Source organism: Streptomyces sp. NPDC090022, assembly GCF_044748145.1.
Taxonomy (GTDB): Bacteria; Actinomycetota; Actinomycetes; order Streptomycetales; family Streptomycetaceae; genus Streptomyces.
Map to the genome: position 1 here is coordinate 1 of NZ_JBIVFN010000023.1, position 25,241 is coordinate 25,241.

General features: G+C 71.9%; 23 protein-coding genes and 1 riboswitch. Of the genes, 9 read left to right on the forward strand and 14 right to left on the reverse strand.

Translation table 11 applies throughout. From position 1 onward, the window contains the following. Positions 1–467: 467 nt before the first annotated feature. The 4 genes from ACIPXB_RS29415 to ACIPXB_RS29430 form a co-directional block, all read right to left on the reverse strand. A complete protein-coding gene (locus ACIPXB_RS29415; RefSeq protein ID WP_401454629.1) occupies positions 468–1,961 on the reverse strand; it encodes a glycoside hydrolase family 3 protein in 1,494 nt (497 codons plus the stop codon). Positions 1,962–1,969: 8 nt separating this feature from the next. Continuing rightward, positions 1,970–2,806 carry a carbohydrate ABC transporter permease gene (locus ACIPXB_RS29420; protein ID WP_401454803.1) on the reverse strand — a complete coding sequence of 279 codons (837 nt, stop codon included), beginning with the start codon at positions 2,804–2,806 and terminating at the stop codon, positions 1,970–1,972. 59 nt (positions 2,807–2,865) lie between these two features. After that, positions 2,866–3,891, reverse strand: coding sequence for a carbohydrate ABC transporter permease (locus ACIPXB_RS29425; RefSeq protein WP_401454630.1), 1,026 nt, complete (start codon positions 3,889–3,891; stop codon positions 2,866–2,868). Between the two features lie 138 nt (positions 3,892–4,029). Next, positions 4,030–5,313: an extracellular solute-binding protein gene (locus tag ACIPXB_RS29430; protein WP_401454632.1), complete on the reverse strand. Its 1,284-nt coding sequence runs from the start codon at positions 5,311–5,313 to the stop codon at positions 4,030–4,032. Positions 5,314–5,606: 293 nt separating this feature from the next. On the opposite strand from ACIPXB_RS29430, the gene ACIPXB_RS29435 reads away from it, so the two are divergent. From ACIPXB_RS29435 to ACIPXB_RS29445, 3 genes are all read left to right on the forward strand, one after another. Then, the gene (locus ACIPXB_RS29435; protein ID WP_401454634.1) at positions 5,607–6,371 is read left to right on the forward strand and encodes a GntR family transcriptional regulator; all 765 of its coding nucleotides are present in this window, start codon (positions 5,607–5,609) and stop codon (positions 6,369–6,371) included. Positions 6,372–6,480: 109 nt separating this feature from the next. Then, positions 6,481–8,739 (forward strand): carbon starvation CstA family protein, encoded by a 2,259-nt coding sequence (locus ACIPXB_RS29440; RefSeq protein WP_401454805.1) that lies wholly within the window; start codon positions 6,481–6,483, stop codon positions 8,737–8,739. Then, positions 8,736–8,930: a YbdD/YjiX family protein gene (locus tag ACIPXB_RS29445; RefSeq protein WP_401454635.1), complete on the forward strand. Its 195-nt coding sequence runs from the start codon at positions 8,736–8,738 to the stop codon at positions 8,928–8,930. The genes ACIPXB_RS29440 and ACIPXB_RS29445 overlap by 4 nt, the downstream gene beginning before the upstream one ends. Positions 8,931–8,991: 61 nt before the next feature. Here ACIPXB_RS29445 and ACIPXB_RS29450 read toward each other — a convergent pair whose 3' ends face one another. Continuing rightward, complete coding sequence (locus tag ACIPXB_RS29450; protein WP_401454636.1) at positions 8,992–9,576, reverse strand: Uma2 family endonuclease; 585 nt, start codon at positions 9,574–9,576, stop codon at positions 8,992–8,994. Positions 9,577–9,721: 145 nt separating this feature from the next. Further along, positions 9,722–9,807: riboswitch (cobalamin riboswitch) on the forward strand. Positions 9,808–9,974: 167 nt separating this feature from the next. Between ACIPXB_RS29450 and ACIPXB_RS29455 the strand changes: the two genes are divergently transcribed. Both ACIPXB_RS29455 and ACIPXB_RS29460 read left to right on the forward strand, forming a co-directional pair. Beyond that, positions 9,975–12,362, forward strand: coding sequence for a ribonucleoside-diphosphate reductase subunit alpha (locus tag ACIPXB_RS29455; protein ID WP_401454637.1), 2,388 nt, complete (start codon positions 9,975–9,977; stop codon positions 12,360–12,362). Next, positions 12,362–13,375, forward strand: coding sequence for a ribonucleotide-diphosphate reductase subunit beta (locus ACIPXB_RS29460; protein WP_401454639.1), 1,014 nt, complete (start codon positions 12,362–12,364; stop codon positions 13,373–13,375). The genes ACIPXB_RS29455 and ACIPXB_RS29460 overlap by 1 nt, the downstream gene beginning before the upstream one ends. A 70-nt stretch (positions 13,376–13,445) precedes the next feature. On the opposite strand, the gene def is transcribed toward ACIPXB_RS29460, so the two are convergent. The 8 genes from def to ACIPXB_RS29500 form a co-directional block, all read right to left on the reverse strand. Continuing rightward, on the reverse strand, positions 13,446–14,081 hold the full coding sequence (def, locus tag ACIPXB_RS29465; protein ID WP_401454640.1) for a peptide deformylase: 636 nt from the start codon (positions 14,079–14,081) through the stop codon (positions 13,446–13,448). A 107-nt stretch (positions 14,082–14,188) separates the two neighbouring features. Beyond that, a complete protein-coding gene (locus tag ACIPXB_RS29470; protein ID WP_401454642.1) occupies positions 14,189–15,184 on the reverse strand; it encodes a tetratricopeptide repeat protein in 996 nt (331 codons plus the stop codon). 120 nt (positions 15,185–15,304) lie between these two features. Beyond that, entirely contained in the window at positions 15,305–16,627 is a 1,323-nt protein-coding gene (locus ACIPXB_RS29475) for an HD-GYP domain-containing protein (protein ID WP_401454643.1), read from the reverse strand. After that, the gene (locus ACIPXB_RS29480; protein ID WP_401454644.1) at positions 16,624–17,994 is read right to left on the reverse strand and encodes an HD-GYP domain-containing protein; all 1,371 of its coding nucleotides are present in this window, start codon (positions 17,992–17,994) and stop codon (positions 16,624–16,626) included. Before ACIPXB_RS29480 ends, ACIPXB_RS29475 begins: the two co-directional genes overlap by 4 nt. Before the next feature lie 216 nt (positions 17,995–18,210). Further along, positions 18,211–18,513, reverse strand: coding sequence for a mycothiol system anti-sigma-R factor (rsrA, locus tag ACIPXB_RS29485; protein ID WP_401454645.1), 303 nt, complete (start codon positions 18,511–18,513; stop codon positions 18,211–18,213). Beyond that, positions 18,510–19,154 (reverse strand): sigma-70 family RNA polymerase sigma factor, encoded by a 645-nt coding sequence (locus ACIPXB_RS29490; protein WP_401454646.1) that lies wholly within the window; start codon positions 19,152–19,154, stop codon positions 18,510–18,512. The genes rsrA and ACIPXB_RS29490 overlap by 4 nt, the downstream gene beginning before the upstream one ends. Before the next feature lie 268 nt (positions 19,155–19,422). After that, complete coding sequence (locus ACIPXB_RS29495) at positions 19,423–20,061, reverse strand: alpha/beta family hydrolase (RefSeq protein WP_401454647.1); 639 nt, start codon at positions 20,059–20,061, stop codon at positions 19,423–19,425. A gap of 19 nt (positions 20,062–20,080) precedes the next feature. After that, the gene (locus ACIPXB_RS29500) at positions 20,081–20,896 is read right to left on the reverse strand and encodes an SOS response-associated peptidase (protein WP_401454650.1); all 816 of its coding nucleotides are present in this window, start codon (positions 20,894–20,896) and stop codon (positions 20,081–20,083) included. A 53-nt stretch (positions 20,897–20,949) separates the two neighbouring features. Here ACIPXB_RS29500 and ACIPXB_RS29505 point away from each other — a divergent pair, with 53 nt between their 5' ends. The 4 genes from ACIPXB_RS29505 to ACIPXB_RS29520 all read left to right on the forward strand — a co-directional run bounded on the left by ACIPXB_RS29505 (position 20,950) and on the right by ACIPXB_RS29520 (position 24,524). Further along, complete coding sequence (locus ACIPXB_RS29505; protein WP_401454651.1) at positions 20,950–21,663, forward strand: M50 family metallopeptidase; 714 nt, start codon at positions 20,950–20,952, stop codon at positions 21,661–21,663. Between the two features lie 42 nt (positions 21,664–21,705). After that, on the forward strand, positions 21,706–23,070 hold the full coding sequence (gene aroA, locus ACIPXB_RS29510; protein ID WP_401454653.1) for a 3-phosphoshikimate 1-carboxyvinyltransferase: 1,365 nt from the start codon (positions 21,706–21,708) through the stop codon (positions 23,068–23,070). Positions 23,071–23,079: 9 nt separating this feature from the next. After that, a complete protein-coding gene (gene rsgA, locus ACIPXB_RS29515) occupies positions 23,080–24,090 on the forward strand; it encodes a ribosome small subunit-dependent GTPase A (RefSeq protein ID WP_401454656.1) in 1,011 nt (336 codons plus the stop codon). Positions 24,091–24,200: 110 nt separating this feature from the next. Further along, positions 24,201–24,524, forward strand: a complete 324-nt coding sequence (locus ACIPXB_RS29520) for a DMT family transporter (protein ID WP_401454658.1) — start codon at positions 24,201–24,203, stop codon at positions 24,522–24,524. 77 nt (positions 24,525–24,601) lie between these two features. Here the strand turns inward: ACIPXB_RS29520 and ACIPXB_RS29525 are convergent, their stop codons facing one another. Then, the gene (locus ACIPXB_RS29525; RefSeq protein ID WP_401454661.1) at positions 24,602–25,183 is read right to left on the reverse strand and encodes a TetR/AcrR family transcriptional regulator; all 582 of its coding nucleotides are present in this window, start codon (positions 25,181–25,183) and stop codon (positions 24,602–24,604) included. Positions 25,184–25,241 lie beyond the last annotated feature (58 nt).

The window sequence follows — 25,241 nt, forward strand, 5'->3', positions numbered from 1 at the left end:
GGGTGGGCGGGGCTCCGCCCCGGGCCCCGTACGTGCGCTTCGCGCCCGTGCGCTCAAACGCCGCGCGGGCTGGAATTGCCGCTGCGCGGCAACCCAGCCGCGCAGCGCCACCCTTCCGGCCCCACCGGACGCCACCCCAGCCCCACCGGGCACCCCACCCAGCCCCGCTGGGCGCCCACCCGGCGCCGACGGGCACCCCACCCAGCCCCGCCGGCGTTTGAGGCGCGGGGGCGCGGGGGCGGAGCCCCCGAAACCGGCCCACCGGGCAACCTCCTGGCATCGCCGGGCACCCCATCCAGCCCCGCCGGCGCTTGAGGCGCGGGGGTCCGGGGGCGGAGCCCTCGGAATCCGGGACACCGGGCAGGCTTGCGGCGCCGACGGGCACCCCACCCAGCCCCGCCGGCGCTTGAGGCGCGGGGGCGCGGGGGCGCGGGGGCACGGGGGCGGAGCCCACCGGGCCTTGGGCGTTAGGGCGTGCCTGCGATGGCTTCCGCTGCCGCTCGGCCGCAGACGCGGGACGCGCCGTGCGTCGCGACGTGGAACGCGCCCGTCGGGGCCGCCCGCGGGAGGCCCATCTCGACGACCACCGTGTCCGGCCGGGCCGAGATCAGTTCCGCCAGCGCCGTCGCCATCCACGCGTGCCGGTGGGCGTCGCGGACCACGGCGACGATCGTACGGTCGCCCGCCGCGGCCAGGATGTCCGCCGCGGCCGAGCCCTCCGGGTACACCGCCGACGCCGTGTCCGGCACCAGCGCGGCCAGTTCCGCCGCCACCCCCCACGGCGTCTCGTCGCCCACCGCGATGTTCGCGACCGGCGAGAGCGTCGCCACGTACGGGCGGGAGACCGCCGCCGGGGTGCCCGACACCCGCAGTGCGCGGCGGGCCGCCGTGAGGCCGATGCCGGGCGCGCTCCCCTCCTGAAGCGCGCCCGGCGCGGCGTCGACCCGGGCAGCCCGGGTCCAGTCGGCGAGGGCCCGGACCCGGGCGGCGGCGTCGGCGAGCCGCTCCTCGGGCAGGGTCCCCTCGCGTACGGCTTCGACCAGCGCGTCCCGCAGCCGCAGCACGGTGGCCTCGTCGGCCAGTCCGCCCCCGACGCAGATCGCGTCGGCGCCCGCGGCGATGGCCAGCACCGAGCCGCGCTCGATGCCGTAGGTGCCGGCAATGGCGTTCATCTCCATGCCGTCGGTGACGATCAGGCCCTCGTAGCCCAGCTCCTTGCGCAGCAGCCCGGTCAGGATCTGCGGGCTCAGGGTCGCCGGGCGGGTCGGGTCCAGGGCCGGGACCAGGATGTGCGCGCTCATCACGGCCTTGGTGCCCGCCGCGACGGCCGCCCGGAAGGGGACGAGTTCGCGGGCGTGCAGGGTGTCGAGGTCCACGTCGATGCGCGGCAGCGCGTGGTGGGAGTCGACGTTGGTGTCGCCGTGGCCGGGGAAGTGCTTGGTGCAGGCGGCCACGCCCGCGGCCTGGAGTCCGCTGACGTACGCGGCGGTGTGCCGGGCCGCGAGCCCCGTGTCGGCGCCGAAGGAGCGCACCCCGATGACCGGGTTGTCGGGGTTGGAGTTGACGTCGGCCGAGGGGGCCCAGTTCAGGTTGACCCCGCAGGCGGCCAGCCGGCGGCCCAGCTCGTGGGCCACGTCCCGGGTCAGGGCGGTGTCGTCCACCGCGCCGAGCGCCAGGTTCCCGGGGAAGCTGGAGCCCTGGCGGACCTCCAGGCGGGTGACGTCGCCGCCCTCCTCGTCGATGGCGACGAGCACGTCGTCGCGCTCGGCCCGCAGCTGCGCGGTGAGCGCGGCGAGCTGCGCCGGCGAGGCGATGTTACGGCCGAACAGGCCGACGGCGGTCAGGCCCTCGGCGACCTGGCGCAGCAGCCAGGCGGGGGCGGTGGTGCCTTCGAAACCGGGCTGGAGGACGGCCAGGGCGTCACGCGTCAACGCGGTGGCGCGGTGCGCAAGGACAGTCATGGGTGCCGTTATCCCTTCACGGCGCCGGCGGTCATCCCGCCGACGGCCTTGCGCTGGAGGAAGACGAAGACGATCAGGACCGGGAGCGCGAAGAGCGTGGACGCGGCCATGGTGGCGCCCCAGTCGTTGCCGAAGGCGGTCTGGAACTGGGTCAGCCACAGCGGGAGCGTCTGCGCGGTCTTGTCCTTGTTGAGGATCAGGACCATCGCGAACTCGTTCCAGGCGGTGATGAACCCGAAGAGCGAGGTGGACATCAGGCCGGGGGCGAGCAGCGGGAAGATGACCTTGCGGAAGGCCTGGCCGCGGGTGCAGCCGTCGATCTGGGCGGCCTCCTCCAGCGTCACCGGGACGGCGGCGATGAAGCCGCGCAGGGTCCAGATGGTGAAGGGCAGGACCATCACGAAGTAGATCGCGGTCAGCAGCGGGAGGCTGTTCAGCGTCTCCGCGTCGCGGGCGATCATGTACATCGCGATGACCATGACCTCCCAGGGGGCCATCTGCGCCATCATCACGGCGAGCACCAGGCCCTTGCGGCCCTTGAACTTCATCCGGGCGATGGCGAAGCTCGCGGCGAGGGCGACGAACAGGGCCAGCGCGACGGCGCCGACCGTGACGATCAGGCTGTTGGTGACGTACGTCCAGAACAGGTCGACGCCGGAGGCCTTGGTGAAGTTGTCCACCGTCGGGGTGAAGACGAAGACCGGGTCCTTGGTGAGGATCTCCCCGGACGGCTTGAAGGCCGAGGAGATCATCCAGTAGACCGGGAAGACGAAGACGACGGCGAGGAGCAGCGCGCCGACGTTCTTGGCGACGGCCGCGGGGCGCACCGGGCGGCGGGTGCGCAGGGTCTGCGCGGGCCGGGCCGGGCCGGTGGCGGTCGGGGCGGTGCGGGCGGTGGTGGTGCTCACTGCTCCTCCTCCTGCTTCAGGATCAGGCGGAAGTAGAAGGACATGACGACCACGAGCATCAGGATCGTCAGGACGGAGATGGCGGCCGCCAGGCCGTAGTGCTGCTGGGCCTGGCCCTCGATGTAGGCGAAGACCGGGAGGGTCTCGGAGGCGCGGTCGGGTCCGCCGTTCTTCATCGCATAGACCTGGGTGAAGGCCTTGAAGACCCAGATCACTTCGAGGAACGTCGTGACGAGGAAGAACGGGCGCAGGTTGGGGAAGACGACCTTCCAGAAGGTCTGCCAGCCGTTGGCGCCGTCCATGCGGGCCGCCTCGTACAGCTCGGCGCCGACGGTGGTCAGGGCGGCGTACATGTTGAGGGCGACGAAGGGGATGGAGCCCCAGATGATCAGGATGGCGATGATGACCAGCGTGGACAGGCCGGTCTCGAACCAGTTGTGCTGCTCGTAGCCGGCGAAGCCGAGCGTGCGCATCAGCCAGTTCATGACGCCGAACTGCTCGTCGAAGAGCCAGTGGAAGACGGTGACCGAGGCGACGATGGGCATGGCCCAGGCCATGACCAGCGCCAGCGAGAGCACCAGGCGCATCCACGTGCCGAGCCGGTTGAGCAGGATGCCGATGAGGCTGCCGATCACCATGATCAGCACGACGTTGGCGGCGGTGAAGAGGAAGCTGCGGACGGCGACGGTCCAGAACTGCGCGTCGCCGAGGAGCTCGGTGTAGTTCTTCAGCCCGATGAAGGGGGCCTTGCGCTGGATCAGCTCGATCTTGTTGACCTGCTGGAAGGACAGCAGGACGTTCTTGACGAGCGGGTAGAGCAGCAGGCCGGCGAGGCTGAGGACCGCGGGGGCGACCAGCGCGTACGGCAGCCAGCCGGACGGGAGCGACTTTCTGCCGCCGCGAGGAGACGGGGCGGTGGCGCCGGTCCCGGTGGGGGGCGGCGGCGTCTTGCGCAGCCCGGCGGACGTCGGTGGTGCGTCCTGTGGAGCGCTGGTCCTCGCCCCCTGGGAGTGCACGGTCATGTCGTGGATTCCTCGCGGTCGACCTGTGGAGTCACATGCGCGACCGGGGGTACGGCGGCGGGGGGCGCCCTCCGTACCCCTGGTCGCGTTCACTGCCCGGACGCGCCGGGGGCAGCTGGTGGTGCGGGTGCTGCCGGGTTACTTGTTGATGCGGGCCGCGATTTCCTTGTCCGCGGCCTCGCCCGCCTTGGCGGCGTCCTCACCCTTCAGGACCTTGGTCATGAACTCCTTGATCGGGTTGGGCTCGGTCTCGACGTTCGCCCAGCCCGGGGTGACCGGGGTGATCTTGCCGTTGACGCCGGCCTTGGCCATCGCCTCGGCGAAGGAGCCCGCGGGGGCGGTGAAGTTCGCGCCGACCTGGTTCGGGAGCAGCGCGCCCTTGGTCTCGGCGGCGTACTTGGTCATCTGGTCCTTGCCGGCGGCCAGGGCCAGCCACTCCTTGGCGAGGTCCTTGTTCTTGGAGCGCTCGGCCACGGCGAGGTTGGAGCCGCCGAGGAAGACGGTGCCGGACGTGGCGGCGGTCTTGCCGGGGATCGGGAAGTAGCCGAAGTCGGCCTCCTTGCCCGCGTCCTTCAGGGCCTTCTCGGCACCGGAGGCCTCCCAGCCCAGGCCGATCCAGGAGGCGACGCCGCCCTTGGGGACGATGTCGGTGGACTGCTGCGGGGTGGCCTCGTCCTTGTCCTTGGGCGCGGTGGAGAAGGACTGGAGCTTCTTGTAGAAGTCCATGGCGGAGGCGGCCTGCGGGGTGCTGAGCTGGCCCTTCCACTTGCCGCCGTCCTTGACGGCGAGGTCGCCGCCCTCGTCCCAGATGAAGCCGGCGAGGACGTACCAGCTCTGGCCCGGGAGGTAGATGGGCTGGGTGCTGGCGTCGGCGGCCTTGAGCTTCTCCAGGCCGGCGATCCACTCGTCGCGGGTCGTGGGCGGGGTGACGCCGGCCTTCGCGTACGCCTTCTTGTCGTAGACCACGACGCGGTTGGCGGCGTACCACGGGGCGGAGTAGAGCTTGCCGTCGATCTCGGCGGAGGCGAGCATGCTCTTCTGCCAGGCGTCGGCACCGAGCTTGGCCTTGTCGCCGGTCAGGTCGGCGAGGCCGCCGGTGACCGCGTAGCCGGCGGTCTGGGTGTTGCCGAGCTCGATGACGTCCGGCGGGGTGGTCTCGGAGAGGGCGGTGGTGACCTTCTCCTGGATGCCCTTCCACTGCTGGATCTCGACCTTGACCTTGGTGTTCGGGTGCTTGGCCTCGAACTCCTTGTTGACCTCGTCGATCCAGGCCTTCGGCGCGGAGCCGTCCATCACCCAGACGGTGATTTCCTTGTTGCCGTTCGCGTCGGTCTTGCCCTTGTCGTCCCCGCTGTCGCCACACGCCGCCAGGCCGATAACCATGCCCGCGACACCAACCGCCGCGATGAGCTTGCGCTTCACGCCACCCTCCTCAGGGATGCCTGCCTGCACTTCCCTTGCCCGCCGCGACGACATACGCCAAGTACTGCCCGTGGGGCCGGGATCTGATCCATATTGGTTTAGACCAGTACCCGGAGCTTGGCCTAGACCTTTAGGGGTGTCAAGGGTCTAATGAGCGGGGGTCCGGCGCCGTTATAGGACCGACACCTCGGGGAGGGGAGACGTGCACCCTCACCACCCGTGTCACCATGTGACCGCACATATCGGAGGAGCCGGTGACGGCAGCGAAAGTGGAGTCGGGAAGGCGGGCGGCGATGGCCACCGAAGGGGCGTCCGGGGAGCCGGAGGGCGGGGCAGCCACCCGTACGGCGCGTGTGCCCAAGTACTACCGACTCAAGCGGCACTTGCTCGACATGACCGAAACCCTGCCGCCCGGTACGCCGGTGCCGCCGGAGCGCACGCTGGCCGCCGAGTTCGACACCTCCCGCACCACCGTCCGCCAGGCCCTCCAGGAGCTCGTCGTCGAGGGGCGGCTGGAGCGGATCCAGGGCAAGGGGACGTTCGTCGCGAAGCCGAAGGTCTCCCAGGCCCTGCAACTGACCTCCTACACGGAGGACATGCGCGCCCAGGGCCTGGAGCCGACCTCGCAGCTCCTGGACATCGGCTACGTCACCGCCGACGACACCCTCGCCGGGCTGCTCAAGATCGCCACGGGCGGGCGGGTCCTGCGCATCGAGCGGCTGCGGCTGGCCAGCGGCGAGCCGATGGCCATCGAGACCACCCACCTTTCGGCCAAACGCTTCCCGGCGCTGCGCCGTTCGCTGGTCAAGTACACCTCGCTCTACACCGCACTGGCGGAGGTGTACGACGTCCACCTCGCCGAGGCCGAGGAGACCATCGAGACCTCCCTGGCCACCCCGCGCGAGGCGGGCCTGCTCGGTACGGATGTCGGCCTCCCCATGCTGATGCTCTCCCGGCACTCACTGGACGCCGATGGTGAACCCGTGGAGTGGGTGCGGTCCGTGTACCGCGGGGATCGTTACAAGTTCGTCGCCCGACTCCAGCGCCCCGCCGTCTGAGATACGTAGTTGACTCTCGTACCGCATTGCGGACGGGGGCTTACGTTCACCGGGCAGGCCCCCGTAGATTCCTGCGCTCACGCAGATGATCAACGAGGGGACGAGGATCATGCCGGAACCGGGATCAACAGGCACAGAACGGAACGCGGCGGGTCCGGGCGGCGGCACGCCCGACTCGCCCTCCCCCGCTCCGGGCGCAGCCGGCCGGCTTAACCCGAAGTCGATCGCCGTCTGGTCGCTGGTGGCGCTCGTCGGGGCCGTCGGGTGGGCCGTGCTCGCCCTCTCGCGCGGCGAGGACGTCTCGGCGGCCTGGATGCTGGCCGCGGCGCTGGGCTCGTACGCCATCGCCTACCGCTTCTACTCGCGCTTCATCGCGCACCGGGTGCTCCGGGTCGACAAGACCCGGGCGACGCCGGCCGAACGCCTCGACAACGGTGTCGACTTCCACCCGACCGACCGCAGGGTGCTCTTCGGCCACCACTTCGCGGCCGTCGCCGGCGCGGGTCCGCTGGTCGGTCCCGTGCTCGCCGCCCAGATGGGCTACCTGCCGGGGACCATCTGGATCGTCGCCGGCGTGATCTTCGCGGGCGCCGTGCAGGACATGGTCACGCTCTTCTTCTCCACCCGCCGCGACGGCCGCTCGCTGGGCCAGATGGCGCGGGACGAGATCGGTCCGTTCGGCGGGGCGGCCGCGCTGATCGCGGTGTTCGCCATCATGATCATCCTGCTGGCCGTGCTCGCGCTGGTCATCGTCAACGCCCTCGCCCACTCCCCGTGGGGCGTGTTCTCCATCGGCATGACCATCCCGATCGCCCTTTTCATGGGCGTCTACCTGCGCGTGCTGCGGCCGGGCCGGGTCACCGAGGTCTCGCTCATCGGCGTGGCGCTGCTGCTCCTCGCGATCGTCGCGGGCGGCTGGGTCGCGGAGTCCTCCTGGGCGGAGTTCTTCACGCTCAAGCCGACCACCCTGGTCATCTGGATGGTCGCGTACGGCTTCCTGGCCTCCGTACTGCCGGTGTGGCTGCTGCTGGCGCCGCGCGACTACCTGTCCACCTTCATGAAGGTCGGCACGATCGCGATGATGGCCGCCGGTGTGGCCATCGCGATGCCGACGCTGAAGATGGACGCGGTCACCTCCTTCGCCAGCCGCGGCGACGGCCCGGTCTTCGCCGGGTCGATGTTCCCGTTCGTCTTCATCACCATCGCCTGCGGCGCGCTCTCCGGCTTCCACTCCCTGGTCTCCTCGGGCACCACCCCGAAGATGGTCCAGAAGGAGACCCAGATCCGGATGATCGGCTACGGGTCGATGCTGACCGAGTCCTTCGTCGCCATCATGGCGATGATCGCGGCCTGCATCATCGAGCCGGGCCTCTTCTTCGCGGTCAACTCCCCCGCCGGCGTGGTCGGCACCACCGTGCAGTCCGCCTCCGAGGCGATCGCGGGCATGGGCTTCACGATCTCCCCGGAGCAGCTCGCACAGGCCGCCAAGGACGTCGAGGAGGCCAGCCTCCTCTCCCGTACGGGCGGCGCGCCGACGTTCGCACTCGGAATGTCGGAGATCTTCTCGGCCGTGTTCGGCGGGGCGTCGATGAAGGCGTTCTGGTACCACTTCGCGATCATGTTCGAGGCGCTGTTCATCCTCACCACCCTGGACGCGGGCACCCGGGTGGGCCGGTTCATGCTCCAGGACATGCTGGGCAACGTCTACAAGCCGTTCAAGCAGATCAGCTGGAAGCCCGGCGTGTGGCTCGCGAGCGCGCTGGTCGTCGGCGCGTGGGGCTACTTCCTGTGGGTCGGCGTGAAGGACCCGCTGGGCGGCATCAACCAGCTCTTCCCGCTGTTCGGGATCGCGAACCAGCTGCTGGCCGCCGTCGCGCTCGCCGTGTGCACCACCCTGCTGGTGAAGTCCGGGCGGCTGCGGTTCGCCTGGGTGACGGCGGTCCCGCTGGCCTGGGACGCGGCGGTCACGCTCACCGCGAGCTGGATGAAGGTCTTCTCCGAGGACCCGCGCGTGGGCTTCTTCGCGCAGCGCGACAAGTACCAGGCCGGTATCGACGCCGACAAGGTGCTGCCGCCCGCCAAGACCATGGACGACATGCACACCGTCGTCACCAACTCCACCGTCGACGGCGTGCTCTCGGCGCTGTTCGCCGCGCTGATCATCATCGTGCTGGTGGACGCGGCCCGGGTCTGCTTCAAGGCCATCGCCAGCCCCGAGACGGTACGGCTCTCCGAGGTGCCGTGGACCGAGTCCAAGATCGTCGCCCCGGCCGGGCTCTTCCCGACGGCGGAGGAGAAGGCGGAGCTGGCCGCGGCCGGCCTCGACGACTCCGGCGGCGGCAAGGTCAAGGAACCGGTGTCCTCGTGAGCGCGCGGGCGGTCCTGGCCCGGGTCCGGTACTTCGTCCGCGAGTTCTCGGGCGAGGCGGCGTACGACCGCTACGTCGCCCACGCCCGCGCGCACGACCCGGGGACGGAGGTCATGACCCGGCGGGCCTTCGAGCGGGCCCGCACCGACGCCCGCGAGGCGGACCCGCGGGAGGGCTTCCGCTGCTGCTGAACGGCTACGCGAGGGGCCCCGCCGGGCGTACCGGCGGGGCCCTTCGCGGTGCCCGGGGGTGTCAGCGCGTCCAGTCCTTGAGGACCTCGGTCTGGAGGGTGATGCCGACGGGGTCGGGGAGCTCGACGTCCTGGCCGAAGGCAAGGGTGCGCACAGTCACGTAACGAACACCGTTCGGCTCGCTGTGGACGGAGATCTCACCCTTGGCCCGGTCGACCAGCAGGTACACCGGGATGCCGGTTTCGGCGTACGCGCGGGGCTTTTCCTGCCGGTCGCGACGGGTGGTGTCCGAGTCCCAGGACGTCACTTCGACGGCCATGAGGATCGACTCGGGGGCTACCCAGTCACCCTGCCCGACGAAGGCGTCCGCAGGGGCCAGTACGGCATCGGGGATGGCCCGGCCGGTCCGGTACTCCTCCACCTTCACGCCCTGGCCGGGGTGCAGGAAGAGCTCGGGCCGCGACTGCAGGCAGATCCTGAGCAGCCACTGGACGATCCGCCCGTGATCCCCGTCCGGCATCGCCTTGACCCCCAGCTTCCCGTCGATGAATTCCAGCCGCAGCCCTTTGACCTCGCGGGCGCCTATACGGGCGAGGTTCTCGAACTCCTCGGTGGTCATCTGCTGTCGGTCGGTCATCACGGTCATGCCTCGCTCGCCTTCGTAGACGGTCTGCCTCCGACGATAGCGGAGAGGTACGTCACAGGGACTCCGCGTCGCGGGCGACACAACATCTGGGGGGTCACGCATCCACCGCCCCCCACATGTATGCTCATCCTCGCTGTCGCCGCAGGGGAATCCGGTGCGAATCCGGAACTGTCCCGCAACGGTATGAAGTGCGCCTTTCGCCAGGAGGGGCACGCCGCGAGTCCGAGGACCTGCCGACGGTGCGCCCGGGTCGACCGTCCCGGGTGCCGACCACGTCCGGGCCTCGCGGTTGGGCCGGTGGACGCCATGCGGTGCCACGTGTTTCCGTCACGCCCGCATGCGCGCCCTCGCGCCCGCGTCCGCCGGTGACCGGAGCCGAGCGAGGGAGAGCTCCCCCCGTGACCATCGCGCCTTCCGCACCGCGCGCCGAGTCCGACCTGCCCGAGGCCGAAGGCCCCGGCGCCGCGCTGCTGCGCACCCTCACGGACCTCACGGCCGATCTGCCGGACACCGACCCCGGCCGGGTCGCCGCCGCCGCCCTGCGCGGCCGCAGCGCCGCGTCGGACGAGGCGGAACTGCGGGGGCTGGCCACCGAGGCGGCCGCGGGGCTGATCTCCGAGGACCCGGCGTACTCCCGGCTCGCCGCCCGGCTGCTGACGCTCGCCATCGCCGACGAGGCCGCCGGCCAGGGGGCCACCTCCTTCTCCGCCTCGGTCGAGGTCGGCCACCGCGAGGGCCTGATCGCGGACCGCACCGTGGAGTTCGTCCGCGCCCACGCCGCCCGCCTGGACGCGCTGGTCGAGCACGCGCTCGCCGAGGGCGCCGACGACCGCTTCGGCTTCTTCGGCCTGCGCACCCTGCACAGCCGCTACCTGCTGCGCCACCCGCTGACCCGTCAGGTCATCGAGACCCCGCAGCACTTCATGCTGCGCGTGGCCTGCGGCCTGGCCGAGGACGACAGCGTGCGCGCGGTGGAGGAGGTCGGCTCGCTCTACGCCCTGATGAGCCGCCTGGACTACCTGCCCTCCTCCCCCACCCTCTTCAACTCCGGCACCCGGCACCCGCAGATGTCCTCCTGCTACCTGCTGGACTCCCCGCTGGACGAGCTCGACTCGATCTACGACCGCTACCACCAGGTGGCGCGCCTGTCGAAGCACGCCGGCGGCATCGGCCTGTCGTACTCGCGCATCCGGGCCCGCGGTTCGCTGATCCGCGGCACCAACGGCCACTCCAACGGCATCGTCCCGTTCCTGAAGACCCTCGACGCCTCCGTCGCCGCCGTGAACCAGGGCGGCCGGCGCAAGGGTGCCGCCGCCGTCTACCTGGAGACCTGGCACGCGGACATCGAGGAGTTCCTGGAGCTGCGCGACAACACCGGTGAGGACGCCCGGCGTACGCACAACCTGAACCTGGCGCACTGGATCCCGGACGAGTTCATGCGCCGCGTGAACGCCGACGGCCAGTGGTCGCTGTTCTCCCCGTCCGACGTGCCCGAGCTGGTCGACCTGTACGGCGCCGAGTTCGACGCCGCGTACGTCAAGGCCGAGGCGGCGGGCCTGGCCAAGAAGACCATGCCGGCCCGGGAGCTGTACGGCCGCATGATGCGTACCCTCGCGCAGACCGGCCAGGGCTGGATGACGTTCAAGGACGCCTCCAACCGCACCGCGAACCAGACCGCGCTGCCCGGCACGGTGGTCCACTCCTCCAACCTGTGCACCGAGATCATCGAGGTCACCAACGACGGCGAGACGGCCGTCTGCAACCTCGGTTCGGTCAACCTCGGCGCGTTCGTGGTCGACGGCGAGATGGACTGGGAGCGGCTGGACGAGACCGTCCGCACCGCCGTGACCTTCCTCGACCGCGTCGTGGACATCAACTTCTACCCGACCGAGCAGGCCGGCCGCTCCAACGCCAAGTGGCGTCCGGTGGGCCTGGGCGCGATGGGGCTCCAGGACGTCTTCTTCAAGCTGCGGCTCCCCTTCGACTCCGCCGGGGCCAAGGAGCTCTCCACGAAGATCGCCGAGCGGATCATGCTGGCGGCGTACGAGGCGTCGGCCGACCTGGCCGAGCGGAGCGGTCCGCTGCCGGCCTGGGAGCAGACCCGTACCGCGCAGGGCGTGCTGCACCCCGACCACTACGGTGTGACGCACCACTGGCCCGAGCGCTGGGACGCGCTGCGCGCCCGGATCGCCACCAGCGGCATGCGCAACTCGCTGCTGCTGGCCATCGCCCCGACGGCGACCATCGCCTCGATCGCCGGCGTGTACGAGTGCATCGAGCCGCAGGTCTCCAACCTCTTCAAGCGCGAGACGCTCAGCGGTGAGTTCCTCCAGGTCAACGGCTACCTGGTCGAGGACCTCAAGAAGCTCGGTGTCTGGGACGCCCAGACCCGTGAGGCGCTGCGCGACTCCTCGGGCTCGGTCCAGGGCTTCGGCTGGATCCCGGCCGAGATCCGCGAGCTGTACCGCACGGCGTGGGAGATCCCCCAGCGCGGCCTGATCGACATGGCGGCGGCCCGTACGCCGTACCTGGACCAGAGCCAGTCGCTGAACCTGTTCATGGAGACGCCCACCATCGGCAAGCTCAGCTCGATGTACGCGTACGCCTGGAAGCAAGGCCTGAAGACCACGTACTACCTGCGCTCGCGCCCGGCGACGAAGATCGCCCGCGCCGCGTCGGGCACGGCCGCCGTCCCCGCCGCCGCCACTCCGCTGCCGCAGGCCGTCGACGCCGACGCGCTGGCCTGCTCCCTTGAGAACCCCGAGTCCTGCGAGGCCTGCCAGTAATGCCCAGCTCCGATAAGAATCTTCTCGACCCGGGCTTCGAGCTCACGCTCCGTCCGATGCGCTACCCCGACTTCTACGAGCGCTACCGGGACGCGATCAAGAACACCTGGACGGTGGAGGAGGTCGACCTCCACTCCGACGTCGCCGACCTCGCCAAGCTCACCCCGGCCGAGCAGCACATGATCGGCCGCCTGGTCGCGTTCTTCGCGACGGGCGACTCGATCGTCTCGAACAACCTGGTGCTGACGCTCTACAAGCACATCAACTCCCCGGAGGCGCGCCTGTACCTGTCGCGCCAGCTGTTCGAGGAGGCCGTGCACGTCCAGTTCTATCTGACGCTGCTCGACACCTACCTGCCCGACCCGGACGACCGCGCGGCCGCCTTCGACGCGGTCGAGGAGATCCCCTCGATCCGCGAGAAGGCGCAGTTCTGCTTCAAGTGGATGGACTCGGTCGAGAAGATCGAGCGCCTGGAGACGGCCGCCGACCGCCGCCGCTTCCTGCTGAACCTGATCTGCTTCGCGGCGTGCATCGAGGGCCTGTTCTTCTACGGCGCCTTCGCCTACGTCTACTGGTTCCGGTCCCGCGGCCTGCTGCACGGCCTGGCGACCGGCACCAACTGGGTGTTCCGCGACGAGACCATGCACATGAACTTCGCCTTCGAGGTCGTGGACACGGTCCGCAAGGAGGAGCCGGAGCTCTTCGACGACGCCCTCCAGCAGCAGGTCACGGACATGCTGAAGGAGGCCGTCGAGGCCGAGCTGCAGTTCGGCCGGGACCTGTGCGGCGACGGCCTGCCGGGCATGAACACCGAGTCGATGCGCGAGTACCTGGAGTGCGTCGCCGACCAGCGCCTGGTCCGGCTCGGCTTCCCGCCGGTCTACGGCTCGCAGAACCCGTTCGCGTTCATGGAGCTCCAGGGCGTCCAGGAGCTGACGAACTTCTTCGAGCGCCGCCCGTCGGCCTACCAGGTCGCGGTCGAGGGCACGGTCGACCTGGACGAGGACTTCTAGGTCGTCGTCCCGGCGATACGCCGAGGGCCCCGCACCGGATCTTCCGGTGCGGGGCCCTCGCGCGTGGGTGCTACTGCTCGTTCGGGACCGTCTCGTAGCGCGGGGTGCCCTCCGCCATCTGCCGCAGGGCGTCCTTGCGGTCACGCTTCGAGAGCCGGTCGATGTACAGGTAGCCGTACAGGTGGTCGGTCTCGTGCTGGAGGCAGCGCGCGAAGTAGCCGGTGCCGCGCACCTTGATCGGGTTGCCCTCGGCGTCCTGACCGGTCACCTCGGCGTAGTCGGGGCGGGCCAGCGAGGCGTACGCCGTCGGGACCGACAGGCAGCCCTCGTTGGAGTCGTCCAGCACCCGGCTGCCGGCCGGCAGCTCGACCAGGCGCGGGTTGACCACGACACCGGTGTGCCGCACGCCGTCGTCGTCCGGGCAGTCGTACACGAAGACCTTGGCGTCCACGCCGATCTGGTTGGCGGCCAGGCCCACGCCCTCGGCGGCCTTCTGGCTGGCGAACATGTCGTCGATCAGCTGGGCCAGCTCGGCGCCGAACTCGGTGACGTCCTTGCACTCGCGGTGCAGGACCGGGTTGCCGACCACCGTGATCGGACGGGCGGTGCCCCGCTCGCGGTGGGCGAGCTCGCGCGCCTCACAGTCCTCGGTGTCCACGACGTACCCGTCGTTCACCTCGACAACCTCGTTCTCCTGCTGCGCCATGTCCGCCGATCGCCTTCCGTAAGTCACCGTGTGCCGCTACAGCCTAGTCAATGCCCTGGCGGCGGTCCGGGCGGACCGATCAGTCCCGGCCGGGGGGCGGGTGCGGCTCAGCAGACCTCTTCGAGGTCCCGCCACTCACGGGTGTCCGGGCTGTCGGCGACCCAGCCGTCCAGCAGACCGCGCACCAGCCCGGCCGGCGCCGCGATGCCGCACTCGCGCTCGGGCACCCACAGGGAGCCCGACCCGGCCGTGCGGTGGCCGAGGGGGCCCGGGTGGCCCGGTTCGCTGTGGTCGTGCGGGTCGAGGTGCTCGCCGTCGCCCTCGTCGCTGGGCATCGTGGACTCCGAGCAGGTACGGCACAGCAGCCGCACGGACGAGGACCAGTCCTCGGCGGCGAACCCGGCGTCCGAGGCCAGCTGCTCCAGGGCGTCCCGGTCGGACTCGGAGGCCGCCTCCAGCAGCACCACCCAGGTCGGCACCGGGGACGGCGCCCACAGCTCGATCTCGTCGAAGACCGGATAGGAGGGGCCGGCGGCCGTCACGCGCTCGCCGTGCGGGACCCCGTCGTGCAGGACCACCTCGCCCCAGCGCCGCCCGGACGACGGCAGCGGGATCGACAGGACCTCCATGCGCGCCGGATCCAGCCGGCGGCCCCAGACCACCTCGGCCTCGCCCTCGGGCGACAGCCGCACGGCCGCGCTGCCCAGCTCCATGCCCACCGGCTCGCCGGAGCCGGAGCTCCCGTGCGGGTCACCGGGCACCTTCAGCCCGTACGCCTGCCAGGCCCGCCGGGCCAGCGGCCAGTCCTGGAGCGCGGTGGCCGCGATGCCCACGTTCCACCAGTCCGGCGCCCCGGTCTCGCGGTCCAGCAGGGCCACCGCCCGCAGCCCGGCGGCCCGGGCCTGCTCCCAGTCGTGCCGGAACTTGTGCAGCAGCGCCAGGTTGAACCAGGACTCCGACAGCCACGGCTCCAGGTCCGCGGCTCTGGTCAGCAGGGCTCCCGCGTCGTCGTACCGACCGTCGCCGATCAGCGTGAACGCGCGGTCGGTGGCCTGCCGCCACGAGGCGGAGGGCCGATGCCGTACCTTCCCGAAGATCCTCACGATTCCCGCCTGCCTGGGGGCACCTCCCAGCGGTAGCTGGGGGAGAACGGTGCAGCCTTGCGGACACTCTCACTTCGCATCCAACCATGCCCACTCGGACGGCCGCTCATTACCCATGGGTTACCCCGGTGGAACTGCTACGACTCTGGCACGTCCGCCCCGCGCCAGAACTCTGGCCAGACATTCCACGACCTCGGGCTGATAGTCGTGTCCGGTGCCCAGCCGGAGCTTCTCCAGGGCCGCCAGTGAGCCGCCCGGGTGACGGCTCCCGCCGGCCAGATCCTCGTACGCGTTGACGGCCCGGACGATCCGCGCGGCCACCGGCTGCTGCCGGTACGGATCGGCCTGCCGCTCCACCACCACCGCGACCTCGTCGGGCACCCCGGTCTGCCGGGCCACCTCGCCGCCCAGCGCCGCGATCCGGCGGGCCTCGGCGGCCGGCAGCGGCGCCGTGGCCCCCGCCGGGACCGGGTCCACCAGCGACAGCTGGCCGATGTCGTGCATGAGGGCCGCGTACTCCAGCACGGTCAGCTCCCGCTCCGACAGGCCCAGCTCCCGCCCCACCGCGCAGCTGAGCACCGCGACGCGGCGGGCGTGCCCGGGGCGGGTGTACCCGGCGATCTCGGTGGCCCGGGCCAGCGAGGTGATCGTCTGCCGGTAGGTGGTACGGACCGCGGTGATCCGGCGCAGCGACATCTGGGTCAGCAGCAGCGGCACGCTGAACACGGGCAGCGCCCACAGGCCCGCCACGGCCGCCCCGAGCGCCATCACCGCCCCGGTGGCGCAGATCGCCGAGCCGATCCCGGCGAGCGCCCGCAGCTCGTCGCGCAGCAGCGGCCCGTACGGCCGGCCGGTGCGGGCCCCGGCCAGCGCGGCGGCGAGGACCGCGTCGCACAGCGCGGTCAGCCCCAGCAGGGCCAGCAGGAAGACCACCAGGAGGGGGCCCTGCCCGAACCACTGCTCCAGCCGTCCCGAGTTGTACAGCGGCTGGAAGCAGGCCGCGGCGAAGGCCACGGTGAGCACCCGGCGGGCCACGTGGTCCAGGTCCTGGCCGCCGCCCCGGGCGATGTGCGGGACGGTCCCGACGAGGGCCGCAGCGACGACGACGGCCACGACCTGGAGCACCCCGTGCCGGGAGGGCTGCCCGGCGCACTGGCCGAGCAGCGCGTACGCGAGCGCGCCCGCCGAGCCGAGCGGCGCGCCGTGGCGGTCCTCGGCCGGCGGCTGCCCACCAGGCCCACCAGGCCCGCCCGGCCCACCGGGCCCACCCGGCCCGTCCGGCCCGCGCCCGTCGCGCCGGACCAGCTCGCCCACGGCGATGAGCACCCCGAAGGCGAGCGCGATCCGGGGGCCGGCGACGCCGTTCCACAGGGTGTGCCCGAGCCCCGCCGCGGTCAGCGCCCCGGCGGCCGCGCGCACCGCCCGGGCGGGATACGTCCTCACGTCCGGCCCCCGCCGGTCCGCGCCGATGCCTCGCCGCTCTGCGCGGGCATCCCGGGCAGGGCGCCCCGGGGATCGGCGGCCGCGGCGGCGATGACCTGGAGGTCCTCGTCGGAGGTGACCACGGGGTGCCAGCCGTCCCGGCGGACCGCCGTGACCAGCGCGCGCACCATAGCCGGTTCGAACTGGGTGCCGGCGCAGCGCTCCAGCTCGGCCAGCGCCACGGGAACCGGCCGGGCCCGGCTGTAGGAGCGGGTCGAGGTCATCGCGTCGAAGGCGTCGGCGACCGCCACCACCTTGGCCGGCACCGGGATCTGGTCGCCGGTCAGTCCGTACGGATAGCCGGATCCGTCGACGCGCTCGTGGTGGTGCAGGATCGCGGACCGGGCCTCGCCGAGGAAGTCGATGCCGCGCACCATCTCGTGGCCGTACTCGGGGTGGAGTTCAATGGCCCGGCGCTCCTCGGGGGTCAGCGGCCCGTCCTTGCGCAGCAGCCGGGTCGGTACGCCGAGTTTGCCCACGTCGTGGAGGATGCCAGCGATGCGGACCACCTCCAGGCGGTCCTCGGCCATGCCCAGCTCGCGGGCGATCATCGCGGAGGCCTGGCCGACGCGTTCGCTGTGGCCCCGCGTGTAGCGGTCCTTGATGTCGACGGCGTGGACGAGGGCGCGGATGGTCGCCCGGTGGGCAGCCCGTTCGCGGTGGGCCTGCGCGAAGATCCAGCAGGAGAGGTACATGGGCAGCAGCACCAGCAGGGCGGCCGGCGGGCCGTAGGAGCTGCGCCACATCACGGCCATCATCAGCCCGGCCAGGCCGTGCACGCAGTGCGGGACGAGCGACCGGGTCAGCAGCCCGCGCCAGGCCAGGGCGGCGGGCCGGCGCTCGGCGGTGGCCAGCACCCCGCCCTCGAGGGCGGTGAGGACCAGGCAGAAGACGGTGGCGCCGGCCGCCGCGGGCAGCGCCGCGTACGGGAAGTCGGCGCCGGGCCCGCCCAGAGCCCCGTACGCCCGCCCGGCGGCCCACGCGGCGATCGCCTGCTGCGCCGCGTGCCACAGGCGGCGTACCCCGGCGGGCGGCGAGGTCACGGGGGCGGCCAGCGCCCCGGGGACCGCGGCCAGCGCCGCGGCGGCGGGCGGCAGCAGGAAGACGCCCGCCAGCACCACGGGGAAGAAGGAGCCGATGCCCTCGGGCACCTTGCGCCCCGTCACCGGACAGCCGCGGACCACTTCGCAGGCCAGGTAGAGCCCGGCGAGGAGGACGAGCGGAACCCACGCGGTGGCGGGGCCGAGCACCGCCGGCAGCACACAGACGACGGCGCCCGCCAGGGCGCAGAGGATATAGGCGCGCGCCACCGGCGGAAGTCCCCGCATGGCGCTCTCCTCCCCTGTGGCCCGGCACGTCGTCGCGGGCTGGGTACCGAATCGAAGCGGTACCGATGGGGGAGAATAGGTGGGGCCCCGCACGCCGTGGGGCAACATTTTCGGATTGCGCCGTCCGGGTGCCCCTGGATTAGCACCTTCGGGTGAACGAAGGGGCGTTCCGGGGGCAGGTGTTCACGGACGTCCGGCCGACGGTGGCCGGTGGTGTCAGCCGGTGGCCGGTCCCGCCGTGACGTCGTGGTCGGGGACGGCCTGGCCGGAACGGATCAGCTCGATCCGCCCCATGACCTTGGACCGCAGGTCGGTCGGTACGTCGTCCGACCCGCAGCAGCGCTTCACCAGCTTCTTCACGGCCTTCTCGAGCCCGTACTTCTCCAGGCAGGGATTGCACTCGCCGAAGTGCGTCTCGAACTTCGTGCAGTCGCTGTCCGGCATTTCGTGGTCGAGGAACTCATAAAGGTGGTCCAGGACCTCAGAGCAATCCATCTCGTGCGGCTCTCCGCAGCTCATGAGCCCGAGCCTTTCCGGTCGTTCGACTCTCCCGCGCCCGCGGGGACCAGCCCGCGCTCACGGGCGTAGTCCTCCAGCATCCCGCGGAGTTGACGGCGGCCACGGTGCAGTCGCGACATGACCGTACCGATGGGTGTACCCATGATGTCCGCGATCTCCTTGTACGCAAAGCCCTCTACGTCCGCGAGATAGACGGCGATGCGGAACTCTTCCGGAATGGCCTGCAGGGCTTCCTTGACGTCCGAGTCGGGCAGGTGGTCGAGCGCCTGCGACTCGGCGGAGCGCAGCCCCGTCGACATGTGCGACTCGGCGCGCGCCAGCTGCCAGTCCTCGATCTCCTCGGCCGCACTGCGCTGCGGTTCCCGCTGCTTCTTGCGGTAGGAGTTGATGAAGGTGTTGGTCAGGATGCGGTAGAGCCACGCCTTGAGGTTGGTCCCCTCGCGGAACTGGTGGAAGGACGCGTACGCCTTCGCGTACGTCTCCTGGACCAGGTCCTCGGCGTCGGCCGGGTTGCGCGTCATGCGCAGTGCGGCCGAGTACATCTGGTCGAGGTAGCCGAGGGCGTCCCGTTCGAAGCGCGCGTTGCGCTCCGCGGTCGTCTCCTCCGCGTGGCCTTCGTCGGTCCCAGTGACGGAACCCACCTCCTCCGACAGCGTGGCAGCTCCGAATGCGGACCCGCTCGAATCGGAGAATAGTCGACCATCCCGGCCCCCCGCCGCCCGAACCGGGGTGCGCTTCGGCGCAGGCAGCACCGTCCAGTCCAGGTCAGCGGCCTGCGGACGGTTCTGGCTGATGACCTGGGTCATGCGCATCCTCATCTTCCGGCGGTTCCTACGTTCCGATACCGGGATCAACCAAGGACGAAGGTCCCGCATTCCCGTCCGCCGCAAGCCACGTGCGGGCCGCCGGTCACGGCAGGAGCCGGTCCAGCCAGCCGGCCGTGGTCGTGGTGATCAGTTCCAGGGCCTCCTCCTGGGTGGTGGCGGCCCTCTTGGGCACGGCGAAGCCGTGGTCGCCGCCTGGGACCTCCACCAGCTCGTAGGAGCCCTCCGGGAACTCCTCCGGACGCCCGAAGGGGTCCCGGCCGCCCTGGAGCACCAGCGTGGGGCGCCCGGCCCCGGTCAGCTCCGCCGCCCGGGAGCTCTCCGGCCGGCCCGGCGGGTGCAGCGGGAAGGCGAGCGCCAGGACGCCGGCCGCGTCCAGCTCGGCGGCGGTCCGGCAGGCCACCCGGGCCCCGGCGCTGCGGCCGCCCGCGACCACCGGCACGCCGGGCTCCTCGAGCGCCGGCCACAGCGCGCGCCAGCCCTCGTCCAGCACCTTCGGGGCGGCGGCCACCTTCTTGCCGGCCACCCGCCAGGGCTGTTCGACCAGCGCCACGGTGATCCCGCGGCCGGGCAGGGCGGCGGCCAGCGCCCGCAGGTCGCGGGCCTCGATGCCGCCGCCCGCCCCGTGGCTCACGGCCAGCACGAGGCGCGCGCCGCGGGCGGGGTGCCAGGTGATGCGGGCCTCGCCGGCCGGGGTGTCCACACTCTGGGTACGCGTCGTCATGCGCCCCATCCTGCCCGGGTCAGAACAGCGTGCCGAGCTCCGGCGCGGCCAGCTCCGCCAGCAGCTCGGGCCCGTTGTTGCGGACGTTGCTGACGGCCGTGGCGACCGGGTACGCCCGCATCAGGCCGCCGGGCGGCGGCGTGAGCAGCCCGCGCAGCCCCGCCACGTCGGTGTCGATGGGGTCCAGCCAGGCGTCCCAGCGGTCCGGGGTGAGCATCAGCGGCATCCGGGGGTGGATCTCGGCGAGCGAGCCGGGCCCCTCGGCGGGCGCGATGCCCAGCGGGGTGGTCTCGGCCTCGGTGGTGATCACCGAGCAGGTCACCCACCAGGCCTGCGGGTGCGCGTCGGGCAGGGTGCGGTCGCGCCAGAACTCGTAGATCCCGGCCATCGCGAAGACGGAGCCGTCGGCGGGCGTGACGAAGTACGGCTGCTTGCGCGGGCGCTTCTTCTTCCCCTCGACCTCCAGCTGCCGCTCGTCGGTGCCGGTGACCCACTCGTAGTAGCCGTCGGCGGGGACGATGCAGCGCCGCTGCGCGAAGGGGCGGCGGAAGGAGGGCTTCTCGTGCAGGGTCTCGCAGCGGGCGTTGATCATCCGGGCGGCGCCGTCGGGGTTCTCGGCCCAGGACGGGACCAGCCCCCACCGGACGGTGCGCAGCTGGCGAACCGGACGCGGGTCCCCCGCGTCTTTCAGGGGACGGTCGAGTACGACGTACACCTCCTTGGTGGGTGCCACGTTCCAGTCGGGCGCCAGGGTCTCCTCGGGCTCCCACCGCTCTATCCCGAAGACGTCCACCAGGTCCTCGGGCCTACGACTCGATGCATACCGTCCGCACATGGCTGTCACACTGCCATGTCGTCCGACCACCCAGGCGAGGAGTCCGCCCTCAGATGAACAGCACCACCGCGGCCGGCCTGTGGGACCGGCTCACCGGTACGCAGGCAGCCCCCGAGATGTGGCTGGTGATCGTGACCGGCCTGGTCGCCCTGGCCGTTGTCCTCCCGCATCCGGTCTGGCGAATATCGCGCAACGCCGTGACCATCGCTCACGAGGGCGGGCACGGGCTGGTCGCCGTCCTGACCCGCCGCCGCCTGGAGGGGATCCGGCTGCACTCGGACACCAGCGGCCTGACCGTCAGCCGCGGCAAACCGACCGGGCTGGGAATGATCCTGACCGCCGCCGCCGGCTACATCGCGCCGTCGTTGCTGGGGCTGGGCGGGGCCGCGCTGCTCGCCTCGCACCGCATCACGCTGCTGCTGTGGGCGGCGACCGCGCTGCTCCTGGCGATGCTGACGATGATCCGCAACGCGTACGGCGCCCTGACCGTGATCGTCTGCGGCGGCGCGTTCCTGCTGGTGTCCTGGCTGGCCCCGGCCGAGGTCCAGGCCCTTTTCGCGTACGGGGTCGTCTGGTTCCTGCTGCTCGGCGGTGTACGGCCGGTGTTCGAGCTCCAGGGCAAGCGCCGGCACGGCGGAGCCCCCGATTCGGACGCGGACCAGCTGGGACGCCTGACGCACCTGCACCCGGTGGTGTGGCTGATCATGTTCCACGTGGTCACGCTGTGCTCGCTGACGGGCGGCGGGCGGTGGCTTCTCGGCCTGTGAGCAGGGCGGCCGGGTACCGGGCACTGCCACTAAAGTGAGGGCATGACCCAGACCCCTGCGCTGCCCGCCCTCTGGCCCGCCCCGCTCGCGGACGGATCCGTCCGTGCCACCGTGACCGTGCCGGGGTCGAAGTCGGTGACCAACCGTGCCCTGGTGCTCGCGGCCCTCGCCGCCGAGCCGGGCTGGGTGCGCCGGCCGCTGCGCTCGCGCGACTCCCAGCTGATGTCCGACGCGCTGCGCGCGATGGGCGTGGGCATCGAGGAGACCGTTTCCTCCAGTTCCGCCAGTTCCGCCGACACCGGTTCGGGTGAGGCCTGGCGGATCATCCCGGCCGCGCTGCACGGCCCGGCGACCGTGGACGTCGGCAACGCCGGCACCGTGATGCGTTTCCTGCCGCCGGTGGCCACGCTGGCCGCCGGTGACATCCGTTTCGACGGCGACCCCCGCTCGTACGAACGCCCGCTCGGCCAGGTCATCGGGGCGCTGCGCGCGCTCGGTGCCCGGATCGACGACGAGGGCCGGGGCGCGCTGCCCCTGACCGTGCACGGCGGCGGGGCGCTGGAGGGCGGCACCGTCGAGATCGACGCCAGCAACTCCTCGCAGTTCGTCTCCGCGCTGCTGCTGTCGGCCCCGCGCTTCAACCAGGGCGTCGAGGTGCGGCACGTGGGCGCCAGCCTGCCGTCGATGCCGCACATCCGGATGACCGTGGAGATGCTGCGCGCCGCCGGCGCCCAGGTCGACACCCCGGAGGCCGGTGGCGAGAAGAACGTCTGGCGGGTGGCGCCGGGCGCGCTGCTGGGCCGCGACATGGTCGTGGAGCCGGACCTGTCGAACGCGCAGCCCTTCATGGCCGCCGCGCTGATCACCGGCGGCACGGTCACGATCCCGGACTGGCCGCGGCGCACCACGCAGCCCGGCGACGCGCTGCGCGAGATCTTCACGCAGATGGGCGGCTCCTGCGAGCTGACCGACGCGGGCCTGGTCTTCAGCGGCACCGGCACGATCCACGGCATCGACGTGGACCTGGGCGACGTCGGCGAGCTGACCCCGGGCATCGCGGCGGTGGCGGCGCTGGCCGACTCGCCGTCGACCCTGCGCGGCGTGGCCCACCTGCGGCTGCACGAGACGGACCGGCTGGCGGCGCTGACCAAGGAGATCAACGAGCTCGGCGGCGACGTCACCGAGACTGCCGACGGCCTGCACATCCGCCCGCGCCGCCTGCACGGCGGGGTGTTCCACACCTACGACGACCACCGGATGGCCACCGCCGGCGCGGTGATCGGCCTGGCGGTCGAGGGCGTGCAGATCGAGAACGTGGCGACGACCGCGAAGACCCTGCCGGACTTCCCCCGGATGTGGACGGACATGCTCGCGGGAACCGCTGCGGGGCCAGGAGCGGGAGCGTAAGGGCCAGCCATGCGCCGGTACGGCAAGAACACCGACGAGGACGACATCCGCAGCCGCCCCAACCGCAAGGGCAACCGGCCGCGGACCAGCATCCGGCCGAAGCACGAGGACGCGGCCGAGGGGTTCGTCCTCACCGTCGACCGGGGCCGGCTGACCTGCCTGGTCGAGGACCGGAAGGTCGTCGCCATGAAGGCCCGCGAACTGGGCCGCAAGGCCGCGGTGGTGGGTGACCGGGTGGGCCTGGTGGGCGACCTCTCGGGCAAGAAGGACACGCTCGCGCGGATCGTACGGATCGAGGAGCGCCGCTCGGTGCTGCGGCGCACCGCCGACGACGACGATCCGTACGAGCGCGTGGTCGTCGCGAACGCCGACCAGCTGGCGATCGTCACCGCGCTGGCGGACCCGGAGCCGCGGCCCCGGATGATCGACCGCTGTCTGGTGGCGGCGTACGACGCGGGTCTGGAGCCGCTGCTGGTGCTGACGAAGTCGGACCTGGCGCCGGCGGAGAAGCTGCTGGAGACGTACGCGACGCTCGGTGTGGACTACGTGGTGACCAACCGCGAGGAGCTGGAGACCGGGGACGCGGCGGCGCGGGTGCGCGAGCGGCTGGCGGGCCGGATCACGGCGTTCGTGGGCCATTCGGGCGTCGGCAAGACCACGCTGGTCAACTCCCTGGTGGCGGAGGACCGCAGGCGGGCCACGGGCCACGTCAACGCGGTCACCGGGCGCGGCCGGCACACCACCACCTCGGCGCTGGCGCTGCCGCTGCCGGGGGTGGAGGGGTGGGTGATCGACACCCCGGGCGTGCGGTCGTTCGGTCTGCACCACGTGGATCCGTCGCGGGTGATCCTGGCCTTCCCGGACCTGGTGCCGGGGACGGAGAACTGCCCGCGGGCGTGCAGCCACGACGAGAAGGACTGCGCGCTGGACGAGTGGGTGGAGCAGGGTCACGCGGAGCCGGCCCGGCTGTATTCGCTGCGGCGGCTGCTGGCGACGCGCGAGCGCCGCGAGGGCGACTGACGTCCAGGGCCGACGTTTGCCGGGCGCCATGTCTGGTAAATGCATAATCGCACCAAGTGGCGCGAGGTCGGGGCGACGGCCGTGTCACGTGACGCGGGGAGGCATTCGACATGGCGTGGCTGCTGGTCGTGGTCGCGGGAATCCTGGAGACCGGGTTCGCGGTCTGCCTGAAACTGTCCCACGGGTTCACCCGGCTGTGGCCGACGATCGCCTTCGCGTGCTTCGCGCTCGGAAGTTTCGGCCTGCTGACGCTGGCGCTGAAGAAGCTCGACGTGGGCCCGGCGTACGCGGTCTGGACGGGGATCGGCGCGGCCGGGACGGCGATCTACGGCATGGTCTTCCTCGGCGATCTGGTCTCCACCCTGAAGATCGTCTCGATCTCCCTGGTCATCATCGGGGTGATCGGCCTGCAGTTGTCGGGCGGCAGCCACTGAGCGGGCCCGGGCGGCCTCGGCGGAGTGCGGTCAGGGTGCGGGACCGGGTGGCGGGACCGGGTGGCGGGGGCGTGCGGTCAGGGCGCGAGGAGCGTGACGAGGTCCGGGTCCGCGGGGTCCAGCGGCGGGGCGATGACGTAGGAGAGCGCCAGCCGTACCGCCAGCTCGCACTGGCGCACGCCGGCGGCCGCGGATCCGCCGGACCCGCCCGCCTCCGGCGCCGACGACAGCGCCGCCGCCGCCCGGTCGCGCACCGCGCGGGCCATCTCCCCGGGCCCCGGCGGCCCGGTGGCCGCGCCCGACCACGAGGTGCCCGCCGGTACGGCAGGCGGCAGCCGGCTGTCCCAGCAGCCCGTCAGGACCGCCCGGACCAGGGGGTGCTCGCGGGCGGCCCGCACGGTCCAGTCGGCCAGCGCCGCCAGCCGCTCCTCGGGCCGGGCGGGCGGGGCCAGCGCGCGGTCCACGCCGGCCAGGTACCAGTCGGTCTCGCGGCGCACGAGGGCGCGCCCGAGCCCTTCCTTTCCGCCGAATTCGTTGTAGAGCGTCTGCCGCGACACCCCGGCCGCGGCCGCCACCTCGACCATCCGCACGGCCGTCCAGGGGCGCGCCACGAGCGCCGCTCCGGCCGCCTCCAGCAAGGCCTCCCGCGCTGCCGGCATCTTCGCCTCCCCACGCTTTCCCGCCAGAGTTGACGTGCTCTGACGCCGTGTCAAGACG